Raw genomic sequence first — 13,481 nt, 5'->3', positions numbered from 1 at the left:
CCGCTTATTTCAATTGATCATACAAGAGCGAAATAATACGGTTTGCCGTCGTAGAAGTATTGCGTTTGTTTTCCGGCGTCAACACATAGACATCGGTGGTGTCATCCGCATTTTCCAGTACCTGGATATGGTACTGTTTGCTCGCTTTGTCCCCGTCAGAAGTGCCTTTCCAAAATTTGGTTTTATCGCCTTTTACTTCTGCTGGCGTCGCGGCCTTCTCGTCGTCATCACTGCTCCAGAATTTAAGACGCTCCAGCAAGCCTTTCTTCTGCTTGATCGGATCCTCGGCATCGGTATCAGCATAACGCACATAAAAAATCCCTTCAGAGCGGTTTTTATCCTCGGTGACAAAGCCAATCCGGTCCAGGGCAAGGCCCACACGGCGCCAAGCGCGGTCAAAGGGCTCGTTCAATTTAAGGGTCACACTCTGGTCGGCTTCTTTCACCACATCCGCGCGCTTATCAGAAGCTGCCTGGGTCATGACCTGATCCGCTTTTTGTTCATCCAGGCCAAGTTTTACCATCATACGACGCAGTAATTCTGCATCCAGATCCGCATCAAACTCTTTGCCGGCATTGTTTTTGTTGTCTGCCGCATTCGGTCTGTAGCCGGTATCAATCACACCCAACTGCGTAGTGACATAGTTTTTACCATCATCGGGTGCGCCAGCGACTGTACGGTGTGTCATGTAAATCTCGGTGGTGCCTTCTTTTTCACCCCGCTCCAGACGGGTACGGAACTTACGTCTATCGGCAAACCCTGAGAGTTTATCCAGCCAGGCATCGAACTTTTCGCCATAGCCACGATTGTCTTCTTTTGGCTTAATCGCATCCGACTGCAACCATTCGGTTTCGATCACGCCGATTTCAGGATTTTCAACTCGCACGGCAAAGCCTTGGTCTAGCCAGAAATCACGGACTACCGGCCAGATTTTTTCTGGCGGCGCATTGACCACCAACCAGCGCTGGGAGCCGGCTTTGACCATACGCACATTTTTCATATCTGCCAGTACGGGCTGTGGACCATTCTGCTCCTGGGCCTCCTGGTTTTGGCTATACGCTGAATAACTGGTCGCCCCTGGCACGTTGTAAGTGCTGCTGGTACGCACCGCGGTCAGGTCAGGCGGCACCTCAAGCGGCTTGGAGCGGTTGGCCCCTTTGTAGTCTGAACTGTTATTGATAAACGGGATGGAATCGCAGGCGGCTAACACAGTCACCAGACTGAACAGCACTGCGCGTTGTAACCATACATGACTCATGTGTTTCACTTGCCTTATCCTAAAATTAGTGTTTGCGCGCTCACGCAGCCGCAATGCCGGCCTGTTGCATGGCGTGACGCAATACTGGGTGATACTGGCTGGACAAATTGACCAGCGGCAGACGGATGCCAGTACCAATCATGCCCATTTGTTGCAGTACCCATTTCACGGGGATCGGGTTTGCCTCAACAAACAGCTTCTGGTGCAAGGCAAACAACTTGGCATTGGCCGCTTTGGCAGCAGCCAGATTGCCACTCAACGCCTGCGCGCACATCTCGTGCATCAACTGCGGTGCCACATTGGCAGTGACTGAGATCACACCCTTACCACCCAACAACATCAGGGCCAGCGCAGTTGCATCATCACCACTGTAAACTGCAAACTCGGCCGGGGCACGCAGCAACAAATCCGTCCCGCGTTCTATGCCGCCGGTCGCATCTTTAATCCCCACAATATTGCGGACTTGCGCCAGCCGTAACACCGTGTCATTGGTCAAGTCGCAGCCGGTACGGCCAGGCACATTATATAAAATCTGCGGGATATCCACTGCCTCGGCAATGGCTTTAAAATGTTGGTACAAGCCCTCTTGCGAAGGCTTATTGTAGTAAGGCGCGACCAGCAGACAGGCATCTGCGCCCAGGCTCTTGGCTTTGGCAGTCAAGGCGATCGCTTCAGCGGTAGAATTGGCCCCCGTGCCCGCAATCACGGGGATACGTTTGGCAACATAATCCACTGTCGTTTTAATCAGCAGGCAATGCTCGTCTACATCCACCGTCGGTGATTCACCGGTCGTACCGACAATCACAATGCCATCGGTACCAGCATCGACATGAAAGTCGATCAGCTTTTTGAGTGCGTCCAGATCCAAACGACCATCTTCAAACATCGGGGTCACAATTGCGACCAAACTGCCCGTCAACATACCTAACGCCATTCAATAATAAAGCGAATATTTTAACTGATTATGCGCATGAACGCCAAAGAACCGCTTGTAACGGTTTTGTGACCCGGCCATGCTGCGAGCATGCCAGATTTTAATCAACCTCCTACTGCATAAACACCGGGCTGAAGCCCGCTTTCAGTTATAATCAGGCCATCCGGATCAACGCTCTATCATGCTTCATGCAGCCCTCCGCAAACCTCCCAGTTGATGCACCCGCAGGCACTGCCGCTTCGTCGGATAATGAATCCTTGGTTGCACAATTGGTTGCACAAATTGACGCCGTGCTACCACAGACCCAATGCGGCCAATGTGGTTATGCGGGTTGCTGGCCCTATGCCGAGGCGCTCGCCCGCGGCGAGGCAGCGATCAACCAATGCCCGCCCGGAGGCGATGCGGGGATTCATGCGCTGGCTAACTTGCTGCGGCAACCCTATCAGCCGCTCAATCCTGCGCATGGCGTGACAAAAGGCAAAATAGTCGCTGTGATTGATGAAGCGCACTGCATCGGTTGTACGCTGTGTATTCAGGCCTGCCCGGTGGATGCCATCGTCGGCGCATCCAAGCAAATGCATACCGTCATCCAGCAAGAATGCACAGGCTGTGAGCTATGCCTGCCACCCTGCCCGGTGGACTGCATCCAGTTGCAAGCCATCCCGGGCCGCGAAATGGCAATGTCTGCCACAGAATCCGAGCTTGCCAGACGCCGCCATCAGCACCGGCTCAAACGGCTAGCGCTTGAAAACAATACAACAACCCACACTTTAAACAAAGATCCGGCACCGCAGTCCGCCGTCAGCGGCACTGCTCCGTCACCGACAGAAGCCATCAAGCAGGCGGCAATTGCAGCAGCACTGTCGCGGATCCAATCCAGCAAGCAGGTTAAGGCTGGCAAACCATGATTGAACCCCTGTTATGAATGCTCAAAAAAGACTGGCCATTTTTGAAAGACTGGCCAAAGCCATCCCCAATCCAACCACTGAACTCGAGCACAGCTCGACCTTCGAGTTACTGATTGCCGTGATTTTGTCTGCCCAAGCGACGGACAAAGGCGTGAATATTGCCACGCGAAAGCTGTTCAAGGTCGCCAATACGCCCGCAGCGATTCTCGCGCTGGGGGTAGAAGGCCTGGAAAGTTATATTAAGACCATAGGCTTGTATCACGCCAAAGCACAAAATGTCCTCAAATGCTGCGAGCAGTTATTGCGCTTGCACCAGGGCGAAGTGCCTAATACCCGCGAAGCGCTGGAAGCCCTCGCTGGCGTTGGCCGCAAAACAGCCAATGTGATCCTGAATACGGCATTTGGCCAACCTACCATTGCCGTGGATACCCATTTATTCCGCGTTGGCAACCGCACCAAATTGGCCACAGGCAAAAATGTGCTCGAGGTAGAGCAACGTTTTTTAAGCACGACCCCCAAGGCGTTTCTCAAAGATGCGCATCATTTGCTGATTCTGCATGGCCGCTACACCTGCACGGCGCGCACCCCCAAATGCGGCGAGTGCTGTATTGCAGATTTATGTGAATTTCACGACAAACAGATACAGCCGGTTGCCCCACCGGCAGGAGTTTAGCCATGGCCTTGTTTAATCCCAGCCGCGATGAAGTGAGGCAGTTTTTCTTTGATGCCTGGGCAAAATTCAAACAACAGCAAGGCTTAACTGAGCTGGAGAAAATGGCTGTGGGCATCATACATATGCATCCTGAATACCACGAGATGCTTGACCGGCCAGAACAGTACCTGCAGCAGGCTTATTACCCTGAAATGGGGGAAACCAATCCGTTTTTGCACATGAGTTTGCATTTGTCCATCCAGGAACAAATCAGCATCAACCAGCCCATCGGCATCACGCAGGCCTACGGCAAACTTTGCACCCGCTTTCAGGAGGAGCACGCCGCCCAGCACGCCTTGCTCGAATGTCTGGCTGAAACCATCTGGCTGGCGCAACGTAATCAGACCGGGCTCGATGCTGCGCATTATTTACAGTTGATAGAACAGCGCGCCGAGATGCCGCCCAGTCAATAGGCCCTCGTGCCTGGCGCAGCATGGAGTCACTGGCGCAGCAAGAAGTAAGTTGAATCACTTATTAAATCCCATGCGGATTTGTGCGAGCATGACTGCATTACTCAATCTTCATACTTTTATGCGATGAAACTACTCTCAGTCAATGCAGCCATGCCGCAAACCGTGCACATCAACGGCAAAGCTGTTCTCACTGGCATTAATAAAACTCCACTTGCAGGGAAAGTGACTGTACAGGCCTTGGGCTTGGCTGGGGATGGCCAGGCGGATTTAACGGTGCATGGTGGCGAATACCAGGCACTGTATGCCTACCCAATTGAACACTATGCCCATTGGCAAAACCGTTTGCAAACATCCACACTGCCTTACGGGACCTTTGGTGAAAACCTGACGATAGAAGGGCTGCTCGAAAGCGAGGTCTGCGTAGGTGATCTCCTGCAAATAGGGGAGGAAGTACAGCTGCAAGTCACCATGCCACGTATTCCGTGTTTTAAGTTTGGCCATAAAGTTGGCAAGCCCGATATCCTGGACGAGTTTTTGCGCAGTGGTTTTAGCGGGTTTTATTTGCGGGTAGTCAAAACCGGGCAAATTCAGGCCGGTGACGAAATCAAGATTTTGCAGCACGATACCCATGGCATTAGCATACGGACGGCCCTCGGACTGCAAAAACTGGACGAAGGCGACCATGCGCTCCTGCAAAAAGCTTTACAGGTACCTTCTTTGCCGCCTTTGCTGCGCAAAGTCTATTCAGAACGGCTGTCACGCATGGCGGGATGACCGCCCAGATCCGCGTGCCTGCCGCTGGTCTGCACGTCCACTATTCCCCCTCCTTTGAATCTATGATTCAATAGCCGCCATGAAACCGAATCCGCATGACTGGCTCAATGAACATGGCGACTATCTTTACCGGTTTGCCCTCGCCCGCTTGCGCGACAGTCATCAAGCTGAAGATGTCGTGCAAGAAACCTTGCTCGCAGCAATCAAAAACCCTAACTTTGCCGAGCACTCCAGTCCACGCACTTGGTTAACAGGCATCCTCAAGCATAAAATCATCGATTGCATGCGCAAACAATTGCGTGAAGTGCCCGCTTCGGAACTCATGAGCGAAGAAGATGCCAATATGGATGAGTTTTTTGATGACACCGGACATTGGGCAGAAAAACCGCAGGCCTGGGACCTGCCCCAGCAAGCCTTGCAACAAAGCCAATTTCTGGCAATTTTGCAACAATGCATGGAACGCTTGCCACAAAAACTGGCAGCAATTTTTACCATGCGTGAAGTCGACGACATGGACAATGACGAAATTTGTAAGGAACTCGAGATCACCACGACCAATGCTTGGGTCATGCTATATCGTGCCCGCATGGGTTTGCGTAAATGTCTTGAAATGAACTGGTAACTTCGGGTGGCACAGGAAAAGAAATGTTGAATTGCAAACAAACCAGCCTGCTGGTGTCGCAATCACTGGACCGTCCACTCACTTGGCGTGAACGATGGGCCGTGAGGGCGCATTTACTGATTTGCGTCTATTGCAGGCGCTTTAAGCAGCAACTGCTGTGGATTCGCAGGCAGTTATCCCACTGGCAGCAACGGGTGACTGAAGATCAGTCACTTGGGTTATCCTCGGTAGCCAAAGAACGAATCACACAACAACTGGACAAATTTCACTAATATCCGCTTTAACTAAATGTCCGCTTTAAAATCCATTCAAGAAGGAAACCCTATGAAAAAGCATCAGGTAACGTTAATGACAGGCGCGGTAGCATTGTCGATTGCTGCAGCTGTCGCGCATGCCGCGGCCAACCCCTTTGAAATCAAAACACTGGATCAAGGCTATCAGCTGGCAGATGCATCCGCCAGCAAAGCCAAAGAAGGAAAATGTGCCAACGGCAAATGCGGCGCACAGATGAAAAAGATGAAAGAAGGCAGTGGCTCTACCGAGAAAATGAAAGACGGTTCCTGCCACCACACGAAGAGCAAAGAAGGCAGCTGCTCCGCAGAAAAAATGAAGGAAGGGAGCTGTTCTGCAGAGAAGATGAAAGAGGGTAGCTGCCACGCCAGCAAACCCTGATTGCGGCGGTTAACATGGCGTTACGCAGTGAGATTCAGGGGGCTGGCTTGGGGCTCAAACGTGAGCTGATTGCTGCGTTGATGCAGCAACAGGATGAGTCCCTGCTTAAATCTCTGAATTTTGTGGAGCTTGCCCCTGAAAACTGGTTACAGGCGGGCGGCAAATACGCCGTAGAACTGGACTGGTTTGCGCAACGCTATCCTATTGTTTGCCATGGCTTGTGCTTATCCCTGGGCGGACCCGACCCACTCAATGTGGGCTTCCTCAAACAGGTCAAACAGTTTTTGCGGGATTTTGAGATCCCGCTTTATACCGAGCACCTGAGTTATTGCAGCGATCTGAGCAATGGCTATATTTATGACTTATTACCTCTCCCCTTCACGCAAGAAGCGGTGAAATATGTGGCGCAACGCATCCGGCAAACGCAAGAGATCCTGGAGCAGCGCATCGCCATTGAAAATACCTCTTTTTATGTGGCGGCGCCGATTTCAGAAATGGATGAAATCAGCTTTATCAATGCCGTCCTGACCGAGGCGGATTGCGACCTGCACCTGGATATCAACAATGTGTATGTGAACAGCGTCAACTTTCACTTTGACCCATATCGCTTCCTGGATCAGGTCCCGGCCAAACGGGTAGTGTACGGCCACCTGGCCGGACACTGGCAAGCGCAAGCCGACCTGCTGGTCGATACGCATGGTGAAGCAGTCATTGAACCGGTCTGGCAATTACTGGATTACGCCTATCAGCACCTGGGCGTATTCCCGACCTTGCTGGAGCGCGACAGCAATATTCCGGCGCTGGCCGAAGTGCTTACTGAAGTAGACAGGATTGCGCAATTGCAGCAACCGCACCTAACAGACGACGCCAAGCAAATTCCCAGGGTATCCTGATGGTCGACTTTCAAGACTACCAAGCCGCCTTTACGGCATCGCTGCGCCGTCCTGCGCACTGTGCACCCCCTCGCGGCACCGACCGCAGGCGCATGCGGGTTTACCAGCAGATTGTGTTTAATCAATTTTTTGGCAGTGTGAGCGCCTGTTTTCCAGTCCTGGCCTCCATATTAGGCAAGCGCAAACTCCGCCGCTTGGTCCGCGGCTGTTTTAGTCAACATCGGTTTAGCAACCCTTTATTTCAAAGCATTCCAGCCAGCTTTGTCGATTTCTTAAACGCAAATCCGACGCCCGATCTGCCCCCGTACACAGCGGCACTGGCACATTATGAATGGCTGGAGCTGGCACTGAGTCGCGAACCCACTGAGCAGACAATGACATCGCCGGTGCAGGCACTAGAATCGCCCGCGTTCGAACCTACGCTCAGCATGCAGGTGCGACTACCTGCCGTTTATCGGCTCCAGCAGTATGCATTTCCGGTGCATCAACTTTCGCGCAAGCAACCAGATCTACCAGCCTCAGAAACTTATTTACTGGTTTACCGGACTTGTGACATGCAGATACGCTTTATCCAACTCAATGCCCTCACCTATCAACTGCTGCAACATGTCCATGCACGTACGGCCACTGCCGAGCAGCACCTGCGTCATTTGTCCACCTTTCTGCCTGACCTGCCGATAGACACTCTGCTGGCGTTTGGCCTGCAGACTTTATGCTCACTGGCCACACAGCAGGCCATCCTCTTTATGCCCCAGCATCGCTAACCAAAAAAGACAATAGCCGACAATTATTTCCCAATAAATATAAATTTAATAAATAATTATCGCAGCAAGGACTTTTTTGTCTAAAATAATGATTGTTTGGGAGTTTTTCCCAAGCTTAAGCACCAGGCAGCACGTGAAAATCCAGGGAAACTGATACAATCAACCCATAAATATTTACATTAAATTAATCATGCAAAACACCCTTGCCAAAGAAGCTTTAAAACAATTTCGGATTATTTTTGGAACAGTCAGACAGCACTTCAGAGAGATTGAAGCTTCATGCGGCATTTCAGGTTCCCAACTCTGGTTATTACATGAAATCGCCACTCATCCAGAACTCGGCGTTTCGCGCTTGGCAGAAAATCTGGCGATTCATCAATCCACTTGTAGCCTGCTGGTGGAGAAGCTGGTCAAAAAACAACTGGTGCAGAAGCAACGCCAAAGTGAAGACCAACGTAAAGTGGGATTGATCGTGACGGAGGCAGGACATGCTGTCCTAGCCAAAGCACCCAAGCCCGTCGATGGCATCCTGCCGCAAGTACTGCACACTTTGGATACTGGATCCTTGCAGGCCTTGAATACTTCATTGAATATGGTGATTACCAAGCTGGATGCGCAGTCCAAATCGCTTGCCAATCAGCCGTTAGGTGAAATGTAAAGAAACAGTGCAGGTTACTTGCTCGGTATCTCAGTGGTCCAGATGCTCTAGCTTGCGATGTCAGTTCGTCACCGGGCTGTGCCATTTCCAATGGTTAAAGATGGAGATGTCATGCACATAAAAAAGTCGGCAACTGCCGACTTTTTACTTTTTGCGTCACTGTATTGCTAAAAGGCTTATTCGCCGAATACCGCTGCTTCACGTGCGGCGGCGGTTTTGATCACTTCTGTTTTGGCCACATTGTCCATATCCCACCACTGACGGATTTCTTCCAGCGTTCTAAAACAGCCCTGGCAGAAACCGGTCACCTCATCCATGCTGCATACTCCAACACAAGGAGAAGCAATTTCCTGCTCAGACATTGTCATTTCCTCTCAATCCAATATTCAATCAGCGAAATTAACTTAAGACGCCTAACTCAAGGCACCGTGGCAATTTTTATATTTTTTGCCAGAACCACACGGGCAAGGATCATTGCGGCCGACGCGCACCCCCTCTGGCAAGCTCAACGCTTCGCTAGCCGCGGTATCGCTGTTAGCCAGGGCAGCGTCGTAATCAGTGTGTTGATACTGCACATTTGCCACCTCGGCAGCGCGCATGGCTTCTTCGGCACGGCGCTCTTCGGCTTCCAGCTCTTCGCGGGAGCGGATCTGCACCTGCATGGTGATTTTGGTGACTTCACTTTTTACCGTATTCAACAGTGACTCAAACAGCTCGAACGCTTCACGCTTGTATTCTTGTTTGGGGTTCTTTTGCGCATAAGAGCGTAAATGAATGCCTTGACGCAGGTGATCCAGTGCCGCCAAATGCTCGCGCCAATGGTTATCCAGGCTTTGCAGCATGACTGCACGCTCAAAATTGCGCATGTTGTCATTCCCCGCCAGCGACTCTTTGGAGGCATAGAACTCATTGGCCGCATTCAGGATACGCTCACGCAGGGTCTCTTCATGCAGGTCTGGATTATTCTCTAGCCACTCTGCCACCGGCAGGCTCAAGCCTAGCTCTGCTTGCAAGGCCTGCTCCAGGGCTGAAACCTCCCATTGCTCTTCTACACTGCCAGGCGGCACATAGGTATTGAACAAGCTATTGATAACATCTTCACGCATGGCATGGATGGTTTGACCCACATCCACGGATTCGAGCAATTCATTACGCTGTTCGTAAATGACCTTACGCTGGTCATTAGAAACATCGTCGTATTCCAGCAATTGCTTGCGGATATCGAAGTTACGGCCTTCCACCTTACGTTGCGCGTTCTCAATGGCACGTGTCACCATGGCATGCTCAATGGCTTCACCTTCTGGCATATTGAGACGGGTCATAATCGCCGCCACGCGCTCTCCAGAGAAAATACGCAGCAAGGGGTCTTCCAACGACAAATAGAAGCGGCTGGAGCCTGGATCGCCCTGACGACCTGCGCGGCCACGCAACTGGTTATCCACCCGGCGGGATTCATGTCGCTCAGTACCGATGATATGCAAACCACCTGCGGCCAGTACCGCATCATGACGTTGCTGCCATTCGGCTTTGAGCTGGGCGATTTTGCTGGCTTTTTCTGCCTCGGACAATTTTTCATCCTGCTGGATGGCGTGAATTTCATTTTCGGAATTGCCGCCCAGAACAATATCCGTCCCACGGCCCGCCATATTTGTCGCGATGGTGATCACGCCTGGACGCCCGGCTTCTGCCACGATGGTCGCTTCGCGCTCATGCTGTTTGGCATTCAACACCTGATGCTCTAGCTTGGCCTGCGTAAGCAGCTTGGAAATTAGTTCGGAATTTTCAATGGAGGTGGTCCCGACCAGCACAGGCTGGCCTTTGGCCTGACACTGTTTGATATCCTCAATGACGGCTTTGTATTTTTCCATCGCCGTGCGGTAGACCTTGTCCATCGCATCTAGACGCTGAACGGGTCGGTGAGTCGGAATAACCACGGTTTCCAGACCATAAATCTGGTTAAACTCATAGGCTTCGGTATCGGCAGTCCCAGTCATGCCGCTCAGTTTTTGATACATGCGGAAGTAATTCTGGAATGTGATCGAGGCGAGGGTCTGGTTTTCTTTTTGAATCGCGACACCTTCTTTGGCTTCCACCGCCTGATGCAGGCCGTCTGACCAGCGACGGCCCGGCATCATCCGGCCAGAAAACTCATCCACAATCACGATCTCGCCGCTACGCACGACATAATGCTGGTCACGGTGATAAAGGTTTTGCGCACGCAAGGACGCATACAAGTGATGCACCAGCGTAATATTTGCAGGTTCATACAGGCTTGAACCTGCCGCCAGCAAGCCCGTTTGCTCTAGTAACTGCTCGGCATGCTCATGCCCGGCTTCACTCATGGTCACACTCTGGGCTTTTTCATCTACCCAGAAGTCGCCCTCGCCGTCTTCGATTTGCTGACGCACCAATTGCTTGGCTACTTCATTAATTGCGCCATACAGGTCCACACTGTGTTCAGCCTGGCCAGAAATAATCAATGGCGTACGGGCTTCATCAATCAGGATAGAGTCGACTTCATCCACCAATGCATAATGCAAAGGACGCTGTACGCGCTCTTCCTTGCTGAACACCATGTTATCGCGCAGGTAATCAAAGCCAAACTCGTTATTGGTCCCGTAGGTGATATCTGCTGCATAGGCCTGTTGTTTGGCATCATGCGGCATTTGTGACAGGTTAATGCCCACGGTCAGGCCCAGGAAGTTATATAGCTTACCCATCCACTCGGCATCACGTTTGGCGAGGTAGTCGTTAACGGTCACCACATGCACACCTTGACCGGTCAGGGCATTCAGGTAAGTCGGCAAGGTAGCCACCAGTGTTTTACCCTCACCGGTGCGCATTTCAGCAATCTTGCCTGCATTCAGCACCATGCCACCGATCAGTTGCACATCAAAATGACGCATGCCCAATACACGCTTGCCTCCCTCACGGACGACCGCAAAGGCCTCTGGCAACAGTTTTTCCAGGCTTTCACCGCCTGCGTAACGCTGTTTGAATTCTTCTGTTTTGGCGCGCAACTGCTCATCTGTGAGCGCGGCGATTTCAGACTCTAACGCATTGATTTGTTTGACGATTTGCTGATACTGCTTGACGAGCCGGTCATTGCGGCTACCGAATACTTTTTTAAACAACGAGGCTAACATGAGTCACACCGATTTCCGCTGACGCGGCGTTAATTGAAATAAACAGAGATTGTATAAGATATAGAGGGGGATTGTCTCAATTATTGTACTCCCTGACTGGCTCAGGAGTGATTTTTGAGGTATTCCCGAGGGTCCAGCGGGTTACCATTGAGACGAATTTCGTAATGTAAATGCGGGCCGGTTGAACGGCCAGTACTGCCGATCAGTGCGATCTTCTGACCTTTGGTGACGCGGTCACCAGACTTCACCAGCAACTTTGAATTGTGTGCGTAACGGGTTTCCAGACCAGCGCCATGATCAATCTTGAGCAAATTACCATAGTCTGAAGTTTGAACCGCGCTGGTCACGATACCATCCGCAGCAGCATAGACAGGCGTCCCGACGGAGGCAGGAAAATCCAAGCCCTCGTGAAAAGCGCGATGCCCACTCATGGGGTCAATACGCCAGCCATAACTGGACGAACTGTAAGCGGCTTCTACCGGACTACTGTTAGGCAACATCTCCCGCAACACGCTTTTTTGCAATAATTTGGCCTCCAGCTTGCCCTGATATTCGTCACGCAGATCAAGATCAGCAGACATCTGCTCTATCGTTGCTTTCAAGTCCGCTTCACTCAGGGGGGAATCTTTCACCAGCGGACCACCACGCCCCATAATCTCATTGACTGGCGTTCTTTCATTGATGGGCTCGGCCGTAGATTTGACACCCGCCAGTTTGGACAAGCGCTGGTTTTGTGCGTCCAGACGTAAAATACGTGCCTGTAATTCGCCAATTTGCTTGGCATAGGCATCCAGATGGTTTTGCGTAGACAGCATGGCGCCACGCAGATGAGGCGGCAGCATCGCCTTAACACCTTGGGACTTAATCACCTGTTGGGGCGTGATAAATAGCAAGGTTAAGACGACAGGCACCAGAATGAGTGCCAACACCAGGCCAATACTTTCAAACAGGCCCAGCGTTTTCGGCTTGGCCATTTTTTCTGAAACAATAATGATATTAATCATGCTACGAACTCTCGCGATGCACCCGCCGCCTGCTGGTTACCCATGCATGCCATCGATGTGGTGTACAATATTCAAGCATTCTGTGGACAACCCGTCATGTTCAAAATCAACCAGATTTTCAAACATCACCAAGCGCTCAAACCGCTGCTGCAAGAGGCGGATCACCGCCAACAATTACAACAATGCTGGACTACAGTTGCCCCGGAATTTTCCAGGCTCTCGCATGTGCTGGCCCTACAAGAGGGGGCGCTGACGATTGCGGTGCAATCCGGCGCTGTGGCCAGCAGAATCAGGCTCATGGAAACCCAACTCTTGCGAAAAATCCGGGATTTTTGCCAAAATTCCCAGAAAATCAAAGGCTTAAACCTTAACGCAATTAAGGTCAAAGTGCAAGTGAAATCTCGCCCTCCCGCCAAAACCAAACGCATCAAAGCACCTTCCAACCAAGCGTTAACGGCATTAGAACGTTGCGCCCAACAAATTGACAACCCGGCCCTGGAAGCAGTCCTGATGGATTTCGTTGATCATCAACGTCAAGATTAAGCAGCCGCAATCTCCCGCGGACAGGCTGCCAACCCCGCCCTGATTCTGTAGCCAGCTGATCGTAGCCACCCTCGCGCAGTGACTGCTATTGAAGACGCACTTTAATAGTGCAATAATGCCCCAACCTGTTACATTTTATTAACAAATACAGCAACAGGGTGGTGAGCAGTCATTATCTTC

At 51.5% G+C, this 13,481-nt stretch carries 16 protein-coding genes; 11 read left to right on the top strand and 5 right to left on the bottom strand.

All coding sequences use genetic code 11. The features are described 5' to 3' along the window. Positions 1 to 4: 4 nt before the first annotated feature. Together bamC and dapA are read right to left on the bottom strand one after the other, a co-directional pair. On the bottom strand, positions 5 to 1,258 hold the full coding sequence (bamC, locus tag ACIDF8_RS01780) for an outer membrane protein assembly factor BamC (RefSeq protein ID WP_412008910.1): 1,254 nt from the start codon (positions 1,256 to 1,258) through the stop codon (positions 5 to 7). Positions 1,259 to 1,298: 40 nt separating this feature from the next. Further along, a complete protein-coding gene (gene dapA, locus ACIDF8_RS01775) occupies positions 1,299 to 2,180 on the bottom strand; it encodes a 4-hydroxy-tetrahydrodipicolinate synthase (RefSeq protein WP_412008909.1) in 882 nt (293 codons plus the stop codon). A gap of 200 nt (positions 2,181 to 2,380) precedes the next feature. Here dapA and ACIDF8_RS01770 point away from each other — a divergent pair, with 200 nt between their 5' ends. From ACIDF8_RS01770 to ACIDF8_RS01725, 10 genes are all read left to right on the top strand, one after another. Next, positions 2,381 to 3,100, top strand: coding sequence for an RnfABCDGE type electron transport complex subunit B (locus ACIDF8_RS01770; protein WP_412008908.1), 720 nt, complete (start codon positions 2,381 to 2,383; stop codon positions 3,098 to 3,100). A 13-nt stretch (positions 3,101 to 3,113) separates the two neighbouring features. Beyond that, positions 3,114 to 3,773 carry an endonuclease III gene (gene nth, locus ACIDF8_RS01765; protein WP_412008907.1) on the top strand — a complete coding sequence of 220 codons (660 nt, stop codon included), beginning with the start codon at positions 3,114 to 3,116 and terminating at the stop codon, positions 3,771 to 3,773. A gap of 2 nt (positions 3,774 to 3,775) precedes the next feature. Next, positions 3,776 to 4,225: a DUF1841 family protein gene (locus ACIDF8_RS01760; RefSeq protein WP_412008906.1), complete on the top strand. Its 450-nt coding sequence runs from the start codon at positions 3,776 to 3,778 to the stop codon at positions 4,223 to 4,225. Between the two features lie 123 nt (positions 4,226 to 4,348). Beyond that, the gene (locus ACIDF8_RS01755) at positions 4,349 to 4,999 is read left to right on the top strand and encodes an MOSC domain-containing protein (protein WP_412008905.1); all 651 of its coding nucleotides are present in this window, start codon (positions 4,349 to 4,351) and stop codon (positions 4,997 to 4,999) included. A gap of 79 nt (positions 5,000 to 5,078) precedes the next feature. Beyond that, complete coding sequence (locus ACIDF8_RS01750; protein WP_412008904.1) at positions 5,079 to 5,621, top strand: sigma-70 family RNA polymerase sigma factor; 543 nt, start codon at positions 5,079 to 5,081, stop codon at positions 5,619 to 5,621. A gap of 23 nt (positions 5,622 to 5,644) precedes the next feature. Then, positions 5,645 to 5,893 (top strand): zf-HC2 domain-containing protein, encoded by a 249-nt coding sequence (locus ACIDF8_RS01745; protein WP_412008903.1) that lies wholly within the window; start codon positions 5,645 to 5,647, stop codon positions 5,891 to 5,893. Between the two features lie 52 nt (positions 5,894 to 5,945). Next, positions 5,946 to 6,293, top strand: a complete 348-nt coding sequence (locus ACIDF8_RS01740) for a hypothetical protein (protein WP_412008902.1) — start codon at positions 5,946 to 5,948, stop codon at positions 6,291 to 6,293. A gap of 14 nt (positions 6,294 to 6,307) precedes the next feature. Next, on the top strand, positions 6,308 to 7,186 hold the full coding sequence (locus ACIDF8_RS01735; RefSeq protein WP_412008901.1) for a DUF692 domain-containing protein: 879 nt from the start codon (positions 6,308 to 6,310) through the stop codon (positions 7,184 to 7,186). After that, entirely contained in the window at positions 7,186 to 7,950 is a 765-nt protein-coding gene (locus tag ACIDF8_RS01730) for a DNA-binding domain-containing protein (RefSeq protein ID WP_412008900.1), read from the top strand. Before ACIDF8_RS01735 ends, ACIDF8_RS01730 begins: the two co-directional genes overlap by 1 nt. A gap of 190 nt (positions 7,951 to 8,140) precedes the next feature. Next, on the top strand, positions 8,141 to 8,608 hold the full coding sequence (locus tag ACIDF8_RS01725; RefSeq protein ID WP_412008899.1) for a MarR family winged helix-turn-helix transcriptional regulator: 468 nt from the start codon (positions 8,141 to 8,143) through the stop codon (positions 8,606 to 8,608). Between the two features lie 176 nt (positions 8,609 to 8,784). Here ACIDF8_RS01725 and ACIDF8_RS01720 read toward each other — a convergent pair whose 3' ends face one another. From ACIDF8_RS01720 to ACIDF8_RS01710, 3 genes are all read right to left on the bottom strand, one after another. Then, positions 8,785 to 8,970, bottom strand: coding sequence for a DUF1289 domain-containing protein (locus ACIDF8_RS01720; protein WP_412008898.1), 186 nt, complete (start codon positions 8,968 to 8,970; stop codon positions 8,785 to 8,787). 51 nt (positions 8,971 to 9,021) lie between these two features. Next, positions 9,022 to 11,754: a preprotein translocase subunit SecA gene (gene secA, locus ACIDF8_RS01715; RefSeq protein WP_412008897.1), complete on the bottom strand. Its 2,733-nt coding sequence runs from the start codon at positions 11,752 to 11,754 to the stop codon at positions 9,022 to 9,024. Positions 11,755 to 11,855: 101 nt separating this feature from the next. Next, the gene (locus ACIDF8_RS01710) at positions 11,856 to 12,758 is read right to left on the bottom strand and encodes a M23 family metallopeptidase (protein ID WP_412008896.1); all 903 of its coding nucleotides are present in this window, start codon (positions 12,756 to 12,758) and stop codon (positions 11,856 to 11,858) included. Between the two features lie 42 nt (positions 12,759 to 12,800). Here ACIDF8_RS01710 and ACIDF8_RS01705 point away from each other — a divergent pair, with 42 nt between their 5' ends. Further along, on the top strand, positions 12,801 to 13,301 hold the full coding sequence (locus ACIDF8_RS01705; protein WP_412008895.1) for a DUF721 domain-containing protein: 501 nt from the start codon (positions 12,801 to 12,803) through the stop codon (positions 13,299 to 13,301). Positions 13,302 to 13,481: the final 180 nt, after the last annotated feature.

It is taken from the genome of Methylophilus sp. 3sh_L (assembly GCF_046766015.1).
In the GTDB taxonomy this organism is placed as follows: domain Bacteria; phylum Pseudomonadota; class Gammaproteobacteria; order Burkholderiales; family Methylophilaceae; genus Methylophilus.
This window is presented reverse-complemented; position numbering and strand designations above follow the sequence as displayed.